An 18,943-nucleotide genomic window follows, 5' to 3' on the forward strand; every position below is an offset into this window, starting at 1 on the left:
GCACGGCTACGGTTGCCCGAGGGGCGTTCGGGATGGCAGTTCCGCCGAGGCGAACAGCCCGAGAGCACCGGCCCCGGCGAGGGTGAGCATGGCGAACGCGTATGTGTGGCTGCTGAGTCCGGCGACGAGGACGGTACCGGCGATCGCGATGCCGAGCGACGATCCGAGGGTCGACACGCACCGGGACAGTCCGGAGATCTCACCTTGCCGATCCTCACCGAACGCCGACTGCACGACATCCACCGACGGTGTCAGCATCGAGCCCACGCCGAGCCCGATCAACAGCAGCTCCGGGGCGATCGCCCACGCGGGCACCGTGGTTCCGGCCAGCACGATCAGCGTCACGGCGCCGACCACGACCGCACCGAATCCAGCCATGATCAGGGTGCGCCGCGGCAATCCCCTGCCCACCCGGCCGGCCGCCAGCGACGAGACGAGCAGGCCCGCGGTAGCGGCGGTGACGATCAGGCCGGTGCCGATCGGATCGTGCCCACGCACCACCTGGAGATAGGCCGACACCACGAACACGGCGCCCATCAGAATCAGCCACTGCAGCAATCTGGTGGCCAGACCGATATTCCCGACCTTGCTGCGGAACAGACTCGTCGAGATCAGCGGATCTCCGCCCGCCGTCTCGGTGGCGCGCACGCGCACGAGGAATCCGGTCAGGACGAGGGCCGCGAGCGCGATCAGTACGGCACTCCACCGTAGGTCGTTGTCGGCGGCCAGGATTCCGAGCACGAGCAACGCCAGCCCGCCCGCCGACAACACCGCGCCGACCACATCGAGGGTGCGCGCCGGGTCCGCCGGAATCGGGTCGCGCATCCGGCGGGTGCAGACCAGGACGGCCGCGATCACCAGGGCCTGGAAGGCGAAGGCGGCCCGCCAGCCCGGGCCGAAGGCGATCAGTCCGCCCAGCAGCGGTCCGGCCGCGGCTCCGGCCCCGCCCGCAGTCAGCAGCACACCGAATGCCATTGCGCGCGAACTGTTTTCGGAGAACAGCAGGGCGGTCAGAATGTAGACCGGGGGGATCAGGAGCGCCGCGCCCACCCCCGCGAGCACGGAGGCGCCCAGTACCAGCACGCCGACGCCGGGCGCGAGGGCGCTCACGACGGCGCCGGCACCGTAGAGCGAGAGCCCCACGGTGAAACAGCGTTTGCGGCCGTAACGTTCGGCGAGCCTTCCGGCCGGAATCGTCACCGCCGCCGTGATCAGCAGGAACATGGTGATCACCAGCTGCACCCCGGCCACGCCGGTGTTCAGGTCGTCGCAGATATCGGCGATCAGCACCGCCGTACTGGTGACCGCGAAGCCACAGCTGAACTGCGCGAGTGCCAGCGGCACCAGCATGCCGCGCGGGCGGGCCGGAGCACTGCGCTCGCCCATCACCTCACCCCCTTCCGGAGCCGGATTCCGGACGGCAGGGTTCGCCGCCCGCCGTCACCGCCGTGGCCTGCGAATCACCCGCGAGTGCACGGTCGGCGACGGAGGCGCATCGGCACGCCGGGCAGGGTGTCGACCTCGGATGCGATCCGGCCACAGCGTCGGAGCCGGATACCTGTTTCGTCTCTCATTGTGCGCCCGCGACACCCGCCGGAGGAATACTCTGGCAATGTTCCAGCAAACAGCATGTCACGCGGTCGGGAAATCAATCCCCGATCGCCGACACCACCGCGGCGGCAGAGGTATCCGCGAGGGCGGCGGCACCGAATCTTCAGTGTCAGGTCGTCTCGCTGGCCACGCTCGCGCTGTCGCCGACCCGCTCGGACCTGGGTTTCGGTGTTGTCCACTGTCAGAGGCTCACGGCGTCCGAGAAATGAGGTGCCCCCGGTGAACGCTGCTGCCGATATCGATGAGATGGGCCCGATCGACTATCTCGTCATCGAATTCCCCGCCGATCGCCAGCCGGACGGATCGGCACTGCCGATGCTCCGGGACCTGGTGGACCGCGGCATCATCCGCGTGCTGGACCTGGCCTTCGTCCGGAAGGAGACCGACGGCGCCCTGACCGGAATCAGCATCGCCGATGTCGGCCTGGCCGGCGAACTGGATGTCACCCTGTTCGCCGAGGCGGCGACCGGACTGCTCGACGAGAGCGATCTACGGGAGGCCGGTGGCGCACTGCAGCCCGGTCACTCCGCCGCGGTCCTGCTCTACGAGAACACGTGGGCCGCACCGCTGGCGGTCACGCTGCGACGCAACGGCGCCGAACTCGTCGCCTCGGGGCGGATCCCGGTGCAAGCCATCATCTCGACCCTCGACGCCCTCGACGCCGAGACCTGACCCGAATCCCGCAGGAGTGAGGAAAGGAGAATTCGATGCCCGGATTACTGCGCGGGGTCGCCCGGACCGCGGTGATCGCCGGAACGGCCACCTCCGTATCGAACCGCGTCTCGCGTCGTCAGGGCCGGCGCTGGGCAGCACAGGAGCAGTACGAGCGACAGCCCGCGCCGCCCCCGCCCCCGCCCCCGCCGGCCCAGCCGACTGGCGGCGGTGGCGTCGATCGGATCGCCGCTCTGAAACAGCTGGGCGAGTTGAAAGCCCAGGGCGTCCTCACCGAGGCCGAGTTCGAATCGGAGAAGGCGCGCATCCTCGCGTCCTGACGGCCGCGCCCATCGGAGGTGCCCGAGCGTGATGAGAAGTCATGTCCAGCGATGACGATGACACCCGCCCTCGGGTGCCGGGTGACACGCTGTCGAACGACGAGCGCGCGGAACTGGAACGGTTGCGGGCCGCTGTCGCGGCCCGGTCGGACCGTTCTCATCGACGCGGTCACGCGTTGCGGTGGACCGGGGTCGCGGTCCTGCTCGTACTCACCGGGATGCTGATCCTCGGATCGGTCGCCGCCCGCTTCGCCCGCTCCGAAATCTTCGATACCGACCGCTATGTCACCACCGTCGCACCACTGGCGACCGATCCGGCGATACAGCACGAACTGGCCGACAAGATCACCGATGCCGTCGTCACCCGCATCGACATCAAGGCGCTCACCGCGGACGCGGTCGCCGCGCTCACCGACAATGTCGGGCAGCTCTCGGACCGCCCGCGGGTCACCGCCGCCCTGAGCAGTCTGCCCGCCCTGGTGGCCACCCAGGCGCAGGACTACATCCACCGGGCCGCAACGGAACTGGTGACCAGCAACGAATTCGCCGAGGCGTGGGACGCCGCCAACCGGCGCGCACATCAGACGCTGGTGCGCGTGGTCGACGGCAAGACCCGGCCGGGTGTCGAGGTCAGCGACGACGGCACCATCAGCATCTCGCTGCAGCCGGTGCTGGCGACGCTGAAGGAAAAGCTCGACGCGCGCGGATTCACCGTCGCCGACCGCATCCCCGACCTCGACGCGCACTTCGTGCTCTTCCACGCGACCGAACTGCCGAAGTATCAGAAGTGGCTGCGCGCCCTGGACCGCACCGCGAACATACTGCCGTGGATCGCCCTGGCGACCGCGGCCGGAGCGGTCTGGCTCGCTCCCGGCGGGCGGCGCCTGCGGGCCCTCGCCCTGGTCGGTGTCAGCGGTGTGGTCGCGATGGTGATCCTGGCTCTCGCCGTCCTCATCGGCCGCAGCGTCTACCTCGACTCCGTTCCGCCCGAGACGTTGTCGGCGCCGGCCGCCTCGACGCTGTTCGACACCGTGGTCCATCCACTGCGAGTGTCGCTGCGCGCGGTCGCGGTGGTGAGCCTGGTGGTGGCCGCGGCCGGATATCTGGCCGGCCCGTCGCATTCGGCCCGATCGGTGCGATCCGGCTACGGCCGGCTGTTCACCGTCGTTCGCCGGCGCCGCACCGGCGCGCCCAATGCCGTCGAGGTCTTCGTCGCGCGGTACCGGATTCCGTTGCGCTTGGCGGTACTCGCCGGCGCCGTACTCGCCCTGGTGCTGTGGTCCTACCCCACCGGTCTGGTCGTCATCGGGATCGTGCTGGTCGCAGGGGTAGTGCTGCTGGTCATCGAGGTGATCGCACGACCCGCGCCGACCACCGGAACCGGCTCGGCCGCAAACGATTCACCGTCCGCCGGACATCCGGCGGCGAGCAGTTGACCTCACCGACACCGTCGGTGGATCCGTTCGAAGACAGGAGAGGCAGCATGAAGCTCGTGCAGGCGGTAGCAGTACTCGCGGCCGGTGCGGCGGCACTGATTCCGATCGCGGGATGTTCCTCCGACGACAACGGCCCGGCCGCGGTCACGACCACCACCACATCGGGCGGTGAGCACACCGATCTGCGAAGCAGCCTCGCCACCACCGCGTCCTCGGTCGTGGGCTCCGCGCTCAACTCGGCGGAGCAGGCGGTCCAGAACGCGATCAACAGCGTGCTGGCCGCGGCCCCGATCACCTTCGAACAGGGCAGCTCCGATCTCAGCACGGTCGACTCCGCCACCATCAAGGCGGTGGCCATCCCGCTCAAGGGCAACGACACCACGATCAAGGTCGAGACCTACGCCACCGATTCGAATACCGCGGCGGCCGATTCACTCGCCGAGGCCCGGGCCACCAACGTCGTCACCGCACTCGAGAACGAAGGTATCGACAAGGCCCGAATCAGCGTGGAGGCCACCGGCAACCCGAGTGAGAGCAACGTGCAGGTCGATCAGGCGACGATCACCGTCAAAACCAGCAAGTAGCCGAACCAGGCGGTCGTCTCGGGCCTACTCGCCGACCGGGGAGGGCCCGGGGCGAGTGCTGTCGGCCGGCAGCAGCACCCTGGTGACGGTGGCCGCCCCGACCACCACCATCGACAGCACGAAAAGCCAGCTGATCGCGGTGAACACCGGGCCCAGCAGACCGAACTTCGCCTGCGCGGATGCCGTGATCCCCGGCAGCACCCACCGCCCCGCCGCCCGCACGAGCGTCAGGCCGGCGGCCGTGAGCGCACCCGTCGTCCACAGCGCCCGGCCTCGCAGCCTGCCCATCGTGAGCAGAAAGGCGCTGAGGGTCCACACGACCATCCAGATCAGCACCTCGCCGCCGACGGTGACCGGCAAGCCGACATAGCGCACCCCGGCGAGTTCGCGAACCGCCCCGATGCTCACCGCCGAGAAGGCCACGGTCAGCAGCACCACCGGCCAGCGCCACATATCGCGGATGCCGATCGCCGGCACGTCCCAGAGCTTGCCGTAGATCCGGGCCAGCGTCTTGGCGAAGGAGGTGCCACTGATCACCACCATCAGAAACCCGACCACACCGAAGGCCGCGAAGGTCGGATCGCCGGCCGCCAGGACGCCGACGCCGGACAGGAATGTGGTCCGGTCCAGGCCGAGCTGATCGTCGATCGCGCGGACCGCGAGATCCAGGTGGGAGACGACCGATCCGGCGATGAGGACGGGCAGGACACAGGTGAAGATCTTGGCGGCCAACGTCATCGATCGGTCGAAGATCTCGATCTCGGCGAACCCGTCGACGATCCGCCGGAGGGCCCCCGCGCGAGCACTCACCGATTCCATGCGTGCGGCTAGTGCCTCGGCCAGCGCGGCACGCGGCTTCATCGACCGCATACGGTCGATTCAACTCCGCCACCGGGTGACTGTCGCCGGTTCCGAACCCGCCGATGCCGATCGGAGACAAGGACGTGCCGATCCCGGGGTGCGCCGCGACGGACCCGGGTCAGGGTCCGATGAACAGCCGTTCGTTGGGCAATCTGGTTTCGGGCAGCATGTCCTCGATGGTGTGCTCGACGATCTCGATCGCGCACCACCGCTTGCGCTGCCAATCGCGGATCAGATTGTGGATCGCGCCCGCGGCGGCCCGATAGTCGAAGGCGGTTCCGTTCAGCCAGATCCGCAGGTGCACGTCACCGCGTGCCGGATGCGCCGCGGGCCCGGCCGCTGTCGGCGCCGAGCCGGCGTATCTTCGCTGTCGATTCATCCGCGACCTCGGGCGATAGTGTGAAACGGGTCGCATACAGCTTGCTCGACGCTCCGACGATCGGCGACCGTGAAACTACGTACTTCACCTACGTATGTGACCCGATATCGTGACGCCCGTCACGGCTCGACCGGGTGCGCGCGGCCCCGCCGATGCGGATGCGGGACGAGCATCGGCACCTGCCGCCGATAGGTGCGGTAGCGATCACCGAAGACACCGATGAGGTCGTGCTCCTCGAAGCGAATGGCGGTGAGGATGTAGCCGGTCGTGACAGCCGCGAACAGCAGTCGCCCGGCGGTCATCGTCGGTGCCGCCCAGAAAGCGATCACGAAGCCCAGGTAGAGCGGATGCCGGACCGTCCGGTACAGGCCGGGGGTACGAAAATCCGGGGCGGCGGCGGGCTTTCCGGCCAGGTTGCGAAGGACCTGCCGCACGCCGAAGAGGTCGAAGTGATCGATGGCGAAGGTCGCGATCAGCACCAGGGCCCAGCCCGCCAGCGAGATCGCGTACAGCACGACCCGGGCCGGGGTGGCCGACACGTGCCAGATCTCCGCGGGCAGCGGACGCCACAGCCACATGATCAGCGCCAGCGCCGCGGTGGCTGCCAGTACGTAGGTCGAGCGTTCGATCGGTTCCGGGACGATGCGGGTCCACACCCGTTTGAACGCGGGCCGGGCCATCACCGAATGCTGAACCGCGAATATCGACAGCAGGACCAGGTCGACCACGATCGCCACCGCGGTCGACGCCTCGGGGCCCTCGTTGATGTCGCGCGGTACGACCAGACCCTCGACCCAGCCGATCGCGTAGAGGAATACGACGAGAAAGAGCACGTAGGCGACCACCCCGTAGGCCGCCATCAGCACGGCCGTACTGCGCCGATCGCGCCTGGTGGCCGGAGGGCCGGGCTGGGTGGTGGACATGATCGCCTCGTTTCGAGTGGTGGTATCGGTCAGGCGCCCTCGACGACCGGGTAGATCTTGTCGGGGACGAGGCCGTGCGCCTCGCGATGCACGGTCACGGCGGTTTCGGCGTCCGGCGCATCGACCAGGCAGAACGCCGTATGGCTCGCCTCGTCGACCCAGTAACGCTGGTAGGTCACGCCGTAATCACCCTGGATAGCCAGGTCGGCGGCATGGGCGGCGGCCACGTCCTGTGCCGTCGTGCCCTCGGGCAGGTGTTCGTGGACATCGATGAACAGGGCCATCAGAATTCCTCGGTTCAGTGGGCGGTCGGATGGACGGCCGGCGACAGGGCGACGGACCGGTGCCGGGTGGGGTCGAAGGCTTCGAATACGGCATTGGCGACGACGAACATGCCGCGTTGCGGCAACCGGAAATCTCCGAGCCGCTGCTGTCGCGGCAGCGGTGCGGGTTTTCCGAGATCGGCGCCGTGCAGCCGCGCCCGGCTGTCGGAGACCAGCCACATCAGGCGGGGTCCGGCCGCGAAGTGCTGCCCGTTCGGAACGGTTCCGCTCATCCGCACCTGCCCTGCCCGCAGCATCGGCCCCACCGCGCGCCCCATGAGCGCCTGCAGCCGATCGCTGCGCCACGCCGCCACCGGGATATGGGGGCCCACCCGGTTGAACACTCGGGTGAAGCCGCTGGACGCCAGCTCGATCCGCCATTCCAGGACATCGGGAATCCGCACCCGCAGTGCGTAGGGGCCGTCCCAGTCGAGCTCGACGGGTGTGCGGGTGGCCGCCTGCGCGGCCGCGGAGAAGTAGCGTGAACAACTGCGCTCCGCCGCCGAGGTGGCGTAGAAGGTCCACTCCCCGGCCGGATTCCGATGCCACACCGAGCGATACCCGGCGCCGAGGGAGGTCGCGGGAAAGTGCCGTAGAGCCAGATAGTGACCGCTGTCGAACGGCTGGCCCATGATCCCGTACCCGGCCATTCGCTCGTCGGTTCCGGACCACAGCACCGGCCGATCGATGACCGCCTGTGCCGCGTCCCGTGGGGTGTCGATCGCCATGACATCGATCGTCGTTCAGGTCGCTGTCCGGGTCATGAGGCATCCGCCCCATTTCCCGGGATCAATTCGACAGCGGGGCGACCATGCCGTGATGAGCCGCGAACAAGCTCGCGCCGACCCGGTTGGTGACGCCGATCTTGGCGTAGATGTGCTCGACATGGTTGCGGACCGTCTTCTCCGACACACGGAGCTCATTCGCGATCTCGCGATTCGATCGGCCGTAGGCGACGTTGATGAGCACCTCGGCCTCGCGCGGGGTCAATCCGGACGGATGGACGGGCCGGCGGGAGCGCCGGTGTCCGGCGGCCTCGAGCACCGCCTCGACCGCGGCGGGTTCGAGGCGACCGGCCGCCGCGTCGACGCGCAGCCGGCGAGCGGCCTGCTCCGGATCCAGCGCGGCCCGGTACGGTCGCGGCTCGAGCGAACCGTGGTATCGGGCGGCCGCCGCGAGCAGCCGATCGTGCACGCTCAGAGCGCTGCCGGTCAGACCGTTCGGATATCCGGAACCGTCCAGCTGTTCGTGATGGCGCTCGCAGATCACGCGCACCTCGTCGAGTCCTCCGACCCGGCTCAGGATCCGCCCGGTCAGGTAGGGATGCATCCGCACCCGTTCCCATTCGGGCATCGTGAGCTCACCGGTCTTCTCCCAGATGAGGTTGGAGACCCCGATCCGGCCCAGGTCGTGAACATATCCGGCCCGGCGCAGCAGATCCGCGTCCGCGCCGCCCAGGCCGATACATCCGGCGGCGGCGTGTACCAGGTCGGCCACTCCACGCGAATGACCAAGCGTGAAGGGGCATTTCAGGTCGACGAAGTCACCGAGCGCCCGCAGGAGCAGGTCCAGTTCGGCGTCGCCGAGTACCCGGTCCGGTTCGGCCAGCGTCGCGACCGCGGTCGACCACGCGTCGTCGGTCGCGGCGAGCAGTTCGGGCGCGGAGCTCACGAAGGCGGCTACCACGTCCGGATCGAGCTGGCCACCGCCGCGACCGGTGGCCACCGCGATCGCCGCATCGATACCGCCGGTGCGATGGTGCACCTCGACGACGTCGGCGAGCTGAACCACCCGCATCACCGCGGGGATGGCGGCACCGGAAACCCCGTTCGGCAGCCCGCCCCCGTCCCAGCGTTCGAAGGTGAAAGGCAGTGCGGAACAGACCCGTTCGTCCAGGTCGAACCGTTCGGCGAGCATCTCGGCGGAGGCGCAGTGCGAGCGGGCCAGGCGAGCCAGATTGCCCCGGGTGTCGACGAACAGCGCGGCACCGATCCGAGCACGCTTGGCCAGCGGCATGCCGCGCCCCACGTTGCCCAAGAGGAAGCGCAGATATGGCAGCCCCGACCAGTCGAGCTGATAGCTGTCGTGCCGGACCGCGATATCGTCGCCGAACCACCGCGAGTATTCGTGCGAATCGGCGAAACAGCCGATCCAGATCAGCAGCGAGACGTAGAAGACGGCCGCGCGCTCCCGGTCGTCCAGTCCCAGCCGCCGGGCCAGTCTGGTGCCGATGACCGCGGAGCGCACCATATGCTCCATCGGCTGGCCCAGCCCCAGGTCGATCGCAAGCGACAGTGCCCCGAGCACCTCCCTACGCGATACCACGGCCGCCACGAGCATCTCCTGTCGCCGCACCTATGCGTAGATTACGCCGCACGCCGCCCGACGTGACGGCTTCGACCAGCGCAGACGCCCTGGATCCGGTATTCGGGGCTACCGCCCGCGCAGGATGCCGCGCGGCGCGAGGAGCGGCAGGTCGTTGTAGGTCGCGATACCGGGCGCGGCGGCCACGACGGCGGGTATGGCATGGATCGGTGGCATGGCCGTCATGATGTGGCCGAGGACCATGTTTCCAGGGTCACAGGGTGATTCCGGGAACACCGCGATCCGATCACCGCACGCAGGTCTCATTCGGACAGGATCTCGACGTATCCCTCCGTTCCGTGCACCCGGATACGCTGCCCGTCTCGAATCAGCCGGGTGGCATCCTCCACCCCCACCACGGCCGGCAGACCGTACTCCCGCGCGATCACCGCCCCGTGGGTCATCAGTCCGCCCACCTCGGTCACCAGGCCGGTGATCGCGACGAACAGGGGCGTCCAGCTCGGATCGGTGTAGGCGGTCACCAGGATGTCGCCCGGTTCCAGATCGGCCTGCGCCATCTCGGAAACGACGCGAGCCCGCCCCTCGACGGTCCCCGCCGACACCGCCATACCGGCCAGCGCCGCGTCCGGAACATCCGCGCGCCGATACGTCCCGGTGAACGTCTCGCCATCGGAGGTCAACACACGCGGTGGGGTGAGCCCCCGGTACGAGCGGAACGCATCCCGCCGCTCCCGAATGAGCTGTTCGGATGCCCGCTGGCTGCGCACGACCTCACGCAACTCCTCGAACCTGAGATAGAAGATGTCGTGCGGCCGCCGCAGCACACCCGCCGCCACCAGCCGCTCGGCCTCACCCAGCAGGGCTTGTTTGTAGACGAAGTAGCGACTGACCATGCCGTACTTCGGATACTCCCGATAGCCCGCGAAGGTGCGTACCCGCTCGATCATCCGGTCGGTCTCCTCGGCCTTGCGCGCACCGTCCGGCAGGACACGCAGCCGCTCGAGCAGCTCCTGCCGCTTCTTCTCGGCCTCGGCCCGGCCCTCCTCGAAGCGGCGGGCGCCCGCGCCCGGCTCGAAGTTCTTGATATTGCCCAGGATCGCGGGCACGAGCGTGGTGGGTTGCTCACTCCACCGCGGCCTCGTGATGTCGATCTCGCCGCCGCAACGCATGCCGTACCGGTCGAGGTACCTCTCCAATGCCGCACGCGCCGCGGGCCCTCCGGTCCGCTCCCCGAGCTCGTTCAGAAAGTGCGCGTCCTCGCATCCCTCGTCGTCGACCCGCTGCAGAAAGGCCACCACCTCCGGATAGGGACGCATCGCGTCGGCGACCTCCAGCAACGCCAGCCCCATCTCCGAGGTGACGTTGTGCGGGACAGACAGGGTCAGAGTGTCGGCCGCGTTCTTTTCGCCGAGCCACGCTTCGAGCTGATCGTTGAGCCACCAGGTCGCCTCCATCCCGGCCATGATCGCCTGGTGGCTGCGCGGCGAGAACAGGATCCGCCGCAGTTCCCCGATATCGGCCGCGATGAAGTCGAGCAGTGCCGTTCCGGACTCGGCGCGAATATCGCGGGTCAGGGTGCCGACGGATTCCTCGCTCTGCGCGATCAATTCGGCCACGATGGCCGGATCGGTCTCGATCGGCGCGGGAGCGGCCGCCCCGGCCGGTGCGCGGCCGGGCCCGCCCGCGGCCGGGTCCGGCGACGGCAACACGAAGTCGGCGCGGTCGAGAGCCGTCCGGAGCGCATCCCCGGTCAGCGGGTCGGATTTGACGAAACCCTCGACGAGAGCCGCACGGCCCTGCGGTGTCGCCAGTCGCGCGGTGGCATCGACGAACAATCGCCCGCCCGCGTCGCGCATAGGCGCCGGGCTGGTCAGTTGCCAGAACGACAGGCCCAGGGGCCGCATCGCATCGGTCATCATCTGCTGATGACCGACGGAGATGTAGAGATGGGGGTCCTCGTCGGCAGCCTCGGGAATCGGGAACAGAGTGGTGATCGGCCGGCTCTGCACGATGCGGAAATCGCCTTCGGCCCAACACCATTCGATGTCCTGGGGGCATCCGAAATGCGCCTCGATCCGCCGGCCCAGATCCACCAACCGCACGACCTGCGCATCGGTCAGCACCGGCTCGTCGCGACGCGACGGCTCGATGTCCACCACGCCGGTGCCGCCTTCCGGCGCGGCCACGACCGCGCGCTGTTTGACGGCGATGGTCCGGTCGACGACCCTACCGTCGCGCACCTTGTACACGTCGGCGTTCACCAGACCCGAGACCAGGGCCTCACCGAGACCGAATCCGGCATCCACCGACGCGACCTTGCGGTTGGAGGTGATGGGGTCGGCGGTGACCAGAATTCCGGCCGCACGCGGGAACACCATCCGCTGCACCACCACCGCCATCCGAATCCCGCTGTGGTCGAAGCCGTTGCGCAGCCGGTAGGTGACGGCCCGCTCGGTGAACAGCGACGCCCAGCATCGGCCGATATGCCGCAGTATCTCCACTTCGCCGACGACGTTCAGATAGGTGTCCTGCTGACCGGCGAACGAGGCGGTCGGCAGATCCTCGGCCGTCGCACTGGAACGGACCGCGTACGCGTGGTCGTTCCCGAGCCCGGCCAGGGCCGCGCCGATCGCCGCCGCCATCTCGTCCGGTACGGCACACTCCTCGATCGCTCGGCGAATCGCCGCGCTCTGCCCGCGAATCTCCTCCCGGTCGTCCGGGGCGAGCCGCGCCAGCCGATCGAGCCGATCGCCGATCGCCGGCACATCTGCCATGACCCGCGAGAAGGCGTCCGTCGTCACACAGAAACCGTCCGGAACACCGATACCCTCGATCCGCGACAGCTCTCCGAGGTTCGCGCCCTTCCCGCCGACGATCCCGACCCGTGTCCGATCGATCTCGTCGAAGCCCAGCACATAACCCACTCCGCCGCTCCTCACCTGTCGGTTCCTGTCGTCCGCGGGCGATTATGAACCACAAATCGAGGCCTCATGAGCAGCCCGGATCGTGTATAAACTGAAAGGGGAAGGGGTTAGCGGGGGTATATCCCGATTCAGGCCCGCAGTTCGCTCGAATCCCGGCCCGGTGGCTCGTCGGTGGTGTACTCGTCGACCTGAGTCCAATAGCCCGGCGCATAGAACCTGGCGACTCCGGAGAAACTCACCGCGAGGACCCCGCTGGGACCGAAACTGTAGCTGTAACCCGATCCGTAATTCACCACGCTCGAATCGGCAAGGTATACGACGAAGGCCATACCTCCAGGCTATAGATTGCGCCATCGCACCGCTGCTCGCCGGACAACCGCACGTCGTGAGATCGATGTCGCGCACACGCTTGCTGCCCCCGAGTCGGTCGCAGCACGGTGGCCGCCGCGAGCGCCGGCCACAGGTCGCCGCGCAACACGAATCATCGACCAGGCGGAAGCCGAACTCGCACAAGGGCTCTCATCCGTGGGAGCTCAATAGACTGCTCCCGACAATTCTACGGCGGGAGAGCACGTGTCGTTCATCAGGCCCATGGTAGGCGTGATCGCATCGTTGACGATGGGAGCAGCGCTGGCGATACCCAGCGTTTCAGCAGGCCGAGCGGCCGCGGATCCTGTTCCGAATCTGACCGGACCGGCTGTGCCCGCGGTGGCCGATCTCAACAACGACAGCATCCCCGATGTCGTGTTCAGCAACTTCCTGCTGGGTGGCGGAGTCTCGGTCTTCCTGGGCAAGCCCGGAGGCGGCTTCCGACCGGCAGTACGCTATGCGACCGGCGCGCAAGCCGACTACGTCGCGATCGCCGACTTCGATCGCAATGGCGTGCTCGATCTCGCGGTCACCAATTTCACCTCGAGCGATGTGTCCATCCTGATCGGCAACGGCGACGGCACCTTCGCTCCGGCAGTCGGCTACCCTACCGACCTCGCTCCCGGCGCGGTAGTGGCCCGCGACTTCGACCATAACGGCACCATCGATCTGGCCACCTCCAACCAGGCGCCGTCCTGGTCGATCCTGTTCGGACGGGGAGACGGGACCTTCCTGCCCGAGCGGAGGATCTCGACGGAAGGCGGGATCGGTTCCGGTTCTGCGGATATCGCCGACTTCGACGGCGACGGTAACCTCGACCTGCTGCGCGGCAACTATGTCAACAGCACCATCCAGATCTACCGCGGTCGCAGTGACGGCACCTTCGCCGCTCCGGTCACCCTCACCGACGGAGCGACGACCGCATGGTACGGAATGGCACGCGATGTCAACGGCGACGGCAAGCCGGACATCCTCTTCTCCAACCTCGTCACCGCGACAGTGTCGGTCCTGATGAACCACGGGGACGGAACCTTCGCCGCGGCCGCCGCCTACGACACCGGTGGCATCCTGCCGCAATGCTTCGATGTGGCCGATCTCGACGGTGATGGCACACTCGATCTGGTGGTCGCGAACGCCGGTACGTCGAGTCTCACAGTCTTGATGGGAACGGGCAGTGGCACATTCGGACCGTCTCGGACCTATTCGTCCGGAGGGCTGGTTCCCCTGTCGACACCCGTGCTTGCCGATTTCAACGGCGACGGCGCGCTCGACACCGTCGTCGGGAACACCGCGACCGGCAACATCACATTGCGATACGGCCACGGTGACGGCACGTTCGGCGACGCCGTCGACTACGCGTCCTGATCCGGCGGACCGTGGCCGGGCGGCCCTCGAATCGCTGCCGACGGGACGTCCCGGCCAACCTCCCCCGCCTCGGTGCCGGACGACGCTCGTCACCCGGCGAGCGTCGTCCCGGCTACGACGGCGATACGACACGACAACGTCGCCGGAAATTTCACCGCGCGAATGACCGGGACGAAAACTCTCCGCCGTCATAAGTCGATCGTCCGGCGAACACGAAATGCCCGGAAATGCCACCCGAGGCGGCGCGGAACTCTACAGTCGATATATCCCAGCAGAGTCCGTCTGCGAGTCGTTGGAGGCTCGTATGGATCTGAACACCGTCACCGACGTCGTCCGCCGGCCCTCCGATCGGCCGGGTGCGCACTGGCACACGGGAGACGCGTGGCTGGCCGGAGGGACGTGGCTGTTCTCCGAGCCGCAGCTCTCGATTCGCCGGCTGGTGGACCTCACCGCGCTCGACTGGCCCGCGCTCACCCCGGGCGAGGGTCTCGATATCGGCGCGACCTGCACGATCCGAGAGCTGTACGAGTTCGTGCCGCCGGACGGCTGGCTCGCCGCCGCCCTGTTGCGAACCAGTTGCGAGGCATTCCTCGCCTCGTTCAAGATATGGAATGCGGCGACGGTGGGTGGCAACATCTGCATGTCGCTGCCCGCCGGGCCGATGATCACCCTGACCGTGGCACTCGAGGCCGCCTATCGGTTGTGGGCCGCGGACGGAACCGAGAGAACGATCGCGGCGAGGGATTTCGTGATCGGCGATCATCGAAATGTATTGCGCCCCGGAGAAATACTGCGCAGTATTCATATTCCCGGTAGCGCGTTGCGAAAATTCCACGCATATCGCCGATTCACGCTGACCAAACTCGGCCGGTCAACGATATTTCTCATCGGGACCCGGACGCCGGGCGCCGGCGATCTCACGCTCACCATCACCGCGGGCACCACGTATCCGATCGTCCTGCGATTCGACACCGCGCCCGATGCCGGGACCCTGCGCGACCACATCGACGCGATCCCGGCGGAGGTCTGGTTCGCCGACCCCAACGGCACGCCGGAGCATCGCAGGCATCTCGCCGGGCACTATGCCGAGGAGATCCGCGCCGAACTCGGGAGCGCGCGATGAGCTACACCGTCAACGGCAAGACGTTCTCGCAGGAGCCACGCCCCGGTCAATGCCTGCGGACCTTCCTGCGGCATCTGGGCTGGTTCGGGGTGAAGAAGGGCTGCGACGCCGGCGATTGCGGCGCGTGCACGGTCTGGCTCGACGGACGCCCGGTGCACAGCTGCGTCACACCGGCGTTCCGGGCCGACGGGCACGAGGTGACCACGATCGAGGGGCTCGGCTCCCCCGAGAACCCGCACCCGGTGCAGCGGCAGTTCCGCGACGCCCCCGGCTTCCAGTGCGGCTTCTGCACCGCCGGCATGATCATGACGACGTGCGCTCTCACCGATGAGCAGAAGCGGGACCTGCCGCAGGCGTTGAAGGGAAATCTCTGCCGCTGCACCGGTTACCGGGCGATCGAGGACGCGGTCAACGGCGTTTCCGCGATCGAGGTGGCGGAACCGGGCCGGGCGATCGGCACGAGTGTCGGCGCGCCCGCGGGAACCGAAGTGGTCACCGGGCGCGCCGAATACACGATGGACACCGCGCCGGAGGGCATGCTCCATCTGAAGGTGCTGCACTCACCGCACGCCCATGCGCGCATCGTCTCCATCGACACCGCAGCGGCCCTGGCCGTGCCCGGTGTGCACCGTGTCTACAGCTGGAAAGACGTGCCCCACAAGCTGTTCAACACCGCGATCCACACCGATCATCTGGTCGACCCGGACGACACCTACATCCTGGACAACGTGGTGCGCTTCGCCGGCCAGCGTGTGGTAGCGGTGCTCGCCGAATCGATCGGCACCGCGGAGGAGGGCTGCCGCAGGGTCACGGTCGAGTACGAGGTGCTGCCCGCGGTCTTCGATCCCGAGCAGGCGATGCATATCGGCGCGCCACAGCTGCACGGCTCCGACGACCCGTTCGTGCAGGATCCGGTGCACAACGTCCTCATCGAGCTGCACGGCGAAATCGGTTCGGTGGCGCGGGGTTTCGCCGAGGCGGACGTCATCCACGAAGGCACGTACTTCTCACCTCGGGTGCAGCACGCGCATCTGGAGACGCACGGGTCGATCGCCTGGATGCACGAGGGCCGGTTACATGTGCGGACCAGTTCGCAGTCCCCGTGGATCGCGAAGGGAAAACTGGCGCACCTGTTCGACCTGCGCCCCGATCAGATCCGGGTGTTCTGCGAACGCGTCGGCGGCGGTTTCGGCGGTAAGCAGGAGGTGATCAGCGAGGACCTGGTGGCGCTGGCAACCCTGGACACCGGACGCCCGACCTGTTTCGAGTACACCCGCGAAGAGGAGTTCACCACCGCCTCCCCCAGACATCCGATGAAGATCACGGTCAAGCTCGGAGCGCGCTCCGACGGCACCCTGACCGCGGTGCAGTTCCGCAACGTCTCCAATACCGGCGCATACGGCAACCACGGCGCCGAGACCCTGTTCGCCGGCGGCTCCGCGATCGCGGCGTACCGCTGTCCCAACAAGAAGTTCGACGGCTACTCGGTCTACACCAACACCGTGCCCAGCGGGGCGTTGCGCGGCTACGGCATGACCCAGCCGGTCTTCGCGGTGGAATCGGCCATGCACGAACTGGCCGTCGCGCTCGGCATGGATCCGCTGGAACTGCGCCGCCGCAACATCATCCGGCCCGGTGATTCGCTGTTGTCGATTCATGACGAGCCCGACGACGTGGCGTTCACCGAGGACGCGCTGACGGCGTGTATCGATCGGGTCGACGCCGCGCTGCGTGCCCATCCCGACGGGCAGGCGTTCGACGAGAACTGGCTGATCGGCACCGGCGCCGCTGCCTCGATCCACGAGACCGCACCGCCCACCGAGCACATCTCGGTCGGGCTGGCCGCCCTCGGCGACGACGGCGGCTACGAGATCGCCGTGGGCACTGTGGAATTCGGCGAGGGAACATCGACGGCGCATGTCCAGATCGCCGCGGCGGAGCTGGGCACTACCCCGGCACGCGTCCGGCTCGTGCAATCCGATACCGACCGCACCGGTTTCGACACCGGGGCCTTCGCCAGTGCGGGACTGTTCGTCGCCGGTAATGCCGTTCAGCGGACCGCGGCCGCCCTGCGCGAACGGATCCTGCGTTTCGCCGCGGCGCATTCCGGCGTCGCCCTGACATCCTGCGCTCTCGACGACGATGCCGTGCGCTGCGGCGACCACCGCATTCCGCTGGTCGAGGTCGCGGCCGCCGCCCGCGAGCGGGGTGTGCGGCTGACCGAATCACGCAAGGCGTACGGCTCGCCCCGCAGCCTGTCCTGCAACGCGCACGGCTTCCGGGTGGCCGTGCACCGCGTGACCGGCGAGATCCGCATCCTCTACAGCGTGCAGGCCGACGATGCCGGGGTCGTCATCAATCCGGCGCAGGTGCGCGGTCAGATCGAAGGCGGCGTGGCCCAGGGCCTCGGGTTCGTGCTGACCGAACACCATCTCGTCGACGACCACGGCGTCATGATCAACCCGACGCTGCGCAACTACCGCATCCCCACCTACGCCGACACCCCGCGCACCGAGGTGCTGCTCGTCGAGTCCACCGATTCGGCCGGCCCGGCGCGGTCCAAGGGCATCGGCGAGTCGTGTATCAATCCCGTCGCGCCCGCACTGGCCAACGCCGTGTACGAGGCGACGGGGATCCGGTACCGCGAGCTGCCCCTGACACCCGATCGGATCTTCGCGGCGCTGCGACCGACCCGGCTCACCCCGACCGGCTGACCCGGAGAGATCGATGACCCGCGAGACGCCGGACGGCCACGCCGCCACCGTCATCATCGGCGAAAAGGTCCGCCCCGGCTGCGAGGAGGCGTTCCTGGCCTGGCAGCACGGGCTCAACAACCTGGCGGCACAGTATCCGGGATTCATCGCCGCGGAGATCAATCCGCCGACTCCCACGCAGCCGCAGTGGTCGCTGATCTACCGCTTCGATTCGATCCCGAATCTGCGCGCGTGGATCAACAGCGCCACCCGCCAGGACAGGCTCGCCGAAGGGCGGCGCTACCTCGACGGCTCCCCCACGCAGCAGATCCTCACCGGCGGGGCCGCACCCCCGGATACCCTCGTCACCGCGGTGGTGACGCATCGGGTCCTCCCCGACCAGATCGACGAGTTTCTCTCGTGGCAGGAACGCCTTCGGCTGGCGGAGAACGCGTTTCCCGGCTTCCGGGGTTCGGAGCTGTTCCGTCCGATCGAGGGTGTGCAGGACGAGTGGACCATGCTCTACCGCTACGACAGCGCCGCCGACCTGGATCGGTGGCTGACCTCCCGCGAGCGGCAGCAACTGCTCGACGAAGGGAAGCGGTTCAGCGACTTCCGGTTACGCACCATCGACAACTCGTTCGGCAGCTGGTTCGCGTTCGACGAGGACGGGGGCTCGGCACGCGCGCCGTCACAGACGAAGACGTCGATCGCGGTGTGGGTCGGCCTGTATCCGACGGTCGTGCTGCTCACGCTGGCGATGTCGCCCGCGGGATTGCCGCTGTGGCTGGGCATGCTGATCGGAAATCTGTTGTCCAGCTTCGTCATGACGTTCGTGACGATGCCGCGCTATGTGAATCCACTGCTCGAACGCTGGCTGCAACCCGCCCCCGATGCGCCGAAGCCGGCGACCGATATTCGCGGCGTCCTGCTGATCGCCGCGGTGATGGCGTGCTGGGCGGTGCTGTTCTGGCTGGTGACCGATGTGTTCTGGCATCTGCCCTGAGACACCGACAACGACGAGGACGCCGCAAC

The 18,943-nt window shown here is 68.0% G+C and carries 17 protein-coding genes and 1 pseudogene; 8 read left to right on the forward strand and 10 right to left on the reverse strand.

The genetic code is table 11. The features are described from left to right. Nucleotides 1–6: 6 nt before the first annotated feature. Nucleotides 7–1,386: an MFS transporter gene (locus LKD76_RS22305; protein WP_227983349.1), complete on the reverse strand. Its 1,380-nt coding sequence runs from the start codon at nt 1,384–1,386 to the stop codon at nt 7–9. Between the two features lie 471 nt (nt 1,387–1,857). Here LKD76_RS22305 and LKD76_RS22310 point away from each other — a divergent pair, with 471 nt between their 5' ends. The 4 genes from LKD76_RS22310 to LKD76_RS22325 are packed head-to-tail and all read left to right on the forward strand — an operon-like array spanning nt 1,858 to nt 4,623. Further along, the gene (locus LKD76_RS22310; RefSeq protein ID WP_227985365.1) at nt 1,858–2,283 is read left to right on the forward strand and encodes a DUF6325 family protein; all 426 of its coding nucleotides are present in this window, start codon (nt 1,858–1,860) and stop codon (nt 2,281–2,283) included. Between the two features lie 35 nt (nt 2,284–2,318). Then, a complete protein-coding gene (locus LKD76_RS22315) occupies nt 2,319–2,603 on the forward strand; it encodes an SHOCT domain-containing protein (protein WP_227983350.1) in 285 nt (94 codons plus the stop codon). Between the two features lie 41 nt (nt 2,604–2,644). After that, nucleotides 2,645–4,039: a hypothetical protein gene (locus LKD76_RS22320; RefSeq protein ID WP_227983351.1), complete on the forward strand. Its 1,395-nt coding sequence runs from the start codon at nt 2,645–2,647 to the stop codon at nt 4,037–4,039. Between the two features lie 47 nt (nt 4,040–4,086). After that, entirely contained in the window at nt 4,087–4,623 is a 537-nt protein-coding gene (locus tag LKD76_RS22325) for an OmpA family protein (RefSeq protein ID WP_227983352.1), read from the forward strand. A gap of 24 nt (nt 4,624–4,647) precedes the next feature. Here LKD76_RS22325 and LKD76_RS22330 read toward each other — a convergent pair whose 3' ends face one another. From LKD76_RS22330 to LKD76_RS22370, 9 genes and pseudogenes are all read right to left on the reverse strand, one after another. Next, nucleotides 4,648–5,493, reverse strand: a complete 846-nt coding sequence (locus LKD76_RS22330) for a YhjD/YihY/BrkB family envelope integrity protein (RefSeq protein WP_227983353.1) — start codon at nt 5,491–5,493, stop codon at nt 4,648–4,650. Between the two features lie 109 nt (nt 5,494–5,602). Next, a complete protein-coding gene (locus LKD76_RS22335) occupies nt 5,603–5,863 on the reverse strand; it encodes a hypothetical protein (protein ID WP_227983354.1) in 261 nt (86 codons plus the stop codon). 119 nt (nt 5,864–5,982) lie between these two features. After that, nucleotides 5,983–6,723, reverse strand: a complete 741-nt coding sequence (gene mddA, locus LKD76_RS22340) for a methanethiol S-methyltransferase (protein WP_372466004.1) — start codon at nt 6,721–6,723, stop codon at nt 5,983–5,985. 92 nt (nt 6,724–6,815) lie between these two features. After that, on the reverse strand, nt 6,816–7,070 hold the full coding sequence (locus LKD76_RS22345) for a nickel-binding protein (RefSeq protein ID WP_227983356.1): 255 nt from the start codon (nt 7,068–7,070) through the stop codon (nt 6,816–6,818). 14 nt (nt 7,071–7,084) lie between these two features. Then, entirely contained in the window at nt 7,085–7,837 is a 753-nt protein-coding gene (locus LKD76_RS22350) for a hypothetical protein (protein WP_227983357.1), read from the reverse strand. 61 nt (nt 7,838–7,898) lie between these two features. Beyond that, on the reverse strand, nt 7,899–9,449 hold the full coding sequence (locus tag LKD76_RS22355) for an HD domain-containing phosphohydrolase (protein ID WP_227985366.1): 1,551 nt from the start codon (nt 9,447–9,449) through the stop codon (nt 7,899–7,901). A 93-nt stretch (nt 9,450–9,542) separates the two neighbouring features. After that, nucleotides 9,543–9,674 (reverse strand): annotated as a pseudogene (locus LKD76_RS22360) (dihydrodipicolinate reductase); the annotation flags it as partial. A 62-nt stretch (nt 9,675–9,736) separates the two neighbouring features. After that, on the reverse strand, nt 9,737–12,358 hold the full coding sequence (gene rph / locus LKD76_RS22365) for a rifamycin-inactivating phosphotransferase (protein WP_227983358.1): 2,622 nt from the start codon (nt 12,356–12,358) through the stop codon (nt 9,737–9,739). Nucleotides 12,359–12,486: 128 nt separating this feature from the next. Then, nucleotides 12,487–12,687: a hypothetical protein gene (locus LKD76_RS22370; protein WP_227983359.1), complete on the reverse strand. Its 201-nt coding sequence runs from the start codon at nt 12,685–12,687 to the stop codon at nt 12,487–12,489. A gap of 262 nt (nt 12,688–12,949) precedes the next feature. On the opposite strand from LKD76_RS22370, the gene LKD76_RS22375 reads away from it, so the two are divergent. The 4 genes from LKD76_RS22375 to LKD76_RS22390 all read left to right on the forward strand — a co-directional run bounded on the left by LKD76_RS22375 (nt 12,950) and on the right by LKD76_RS22390 (nt 18,914). Beyond that, the gene (locus LKD76_RS22375; protein WP_227983360.1) at nt 12,950–14,092 is read left to right on the forward strand and encodes an FG-GAP repeat domain-containing protein; all 1,143 of its coding nucleotides are present in this window, start codon (nt 12,950–12,952) and stop codon (nt 14,090–14,092) included. 304 nt (nt 14,093–14,396) lie between these two features. Further along, nucleotides 14,397–15,215, forward strand: a complete 819-nt coding sequence (locus LKD76_RS22380; protein ID WP_227983361.1) for an FAD binding domain-containing protein — start codon at nt 14,397–14,399, stop codon at nt 15,213–15,215. Beyond that, nucleotides 15,212–17,929: a molybdopterin-dependent oxidoreductase gene (locus LKD76_RS22385; RefSeq protein WP_227983362.1), complete on the forward strand. Its 2,718-nt coding sequence runs from the start codon at nt 15,212–15,214 to the stop codon at nt 17,927–17,929. The genes LKD76_RS22380 and LKD76_RS22385 overlap by 4 nt, the downstream gene beginning before the upstream one ends. Before the next feature lie 13 nt (nt 17,930–17,942). Further along, nucleotides 17,943–18,914, forward strand: a complete 972-nt coding sequence (locus tag LKD76_RS22390) for an antibiotic biosynthesis monooxygenase (RefSeq protein WP_227983363.1) — start codon at nt 17,943–17,945, stop codon at nt 18,912–18,914. Nucleotides 18,915–18,943: the final 29 nt, after the last annotated feature.

The organism is Nocardia spumae (genome assembly GCF_020733635.1).
Taxonomy (GTDB): Bacteria; Actinomycetota; Actinomycetes; order Mycobacteriales; family Mycobacteriaceae; genus Nocardia; species Nocardia spumae.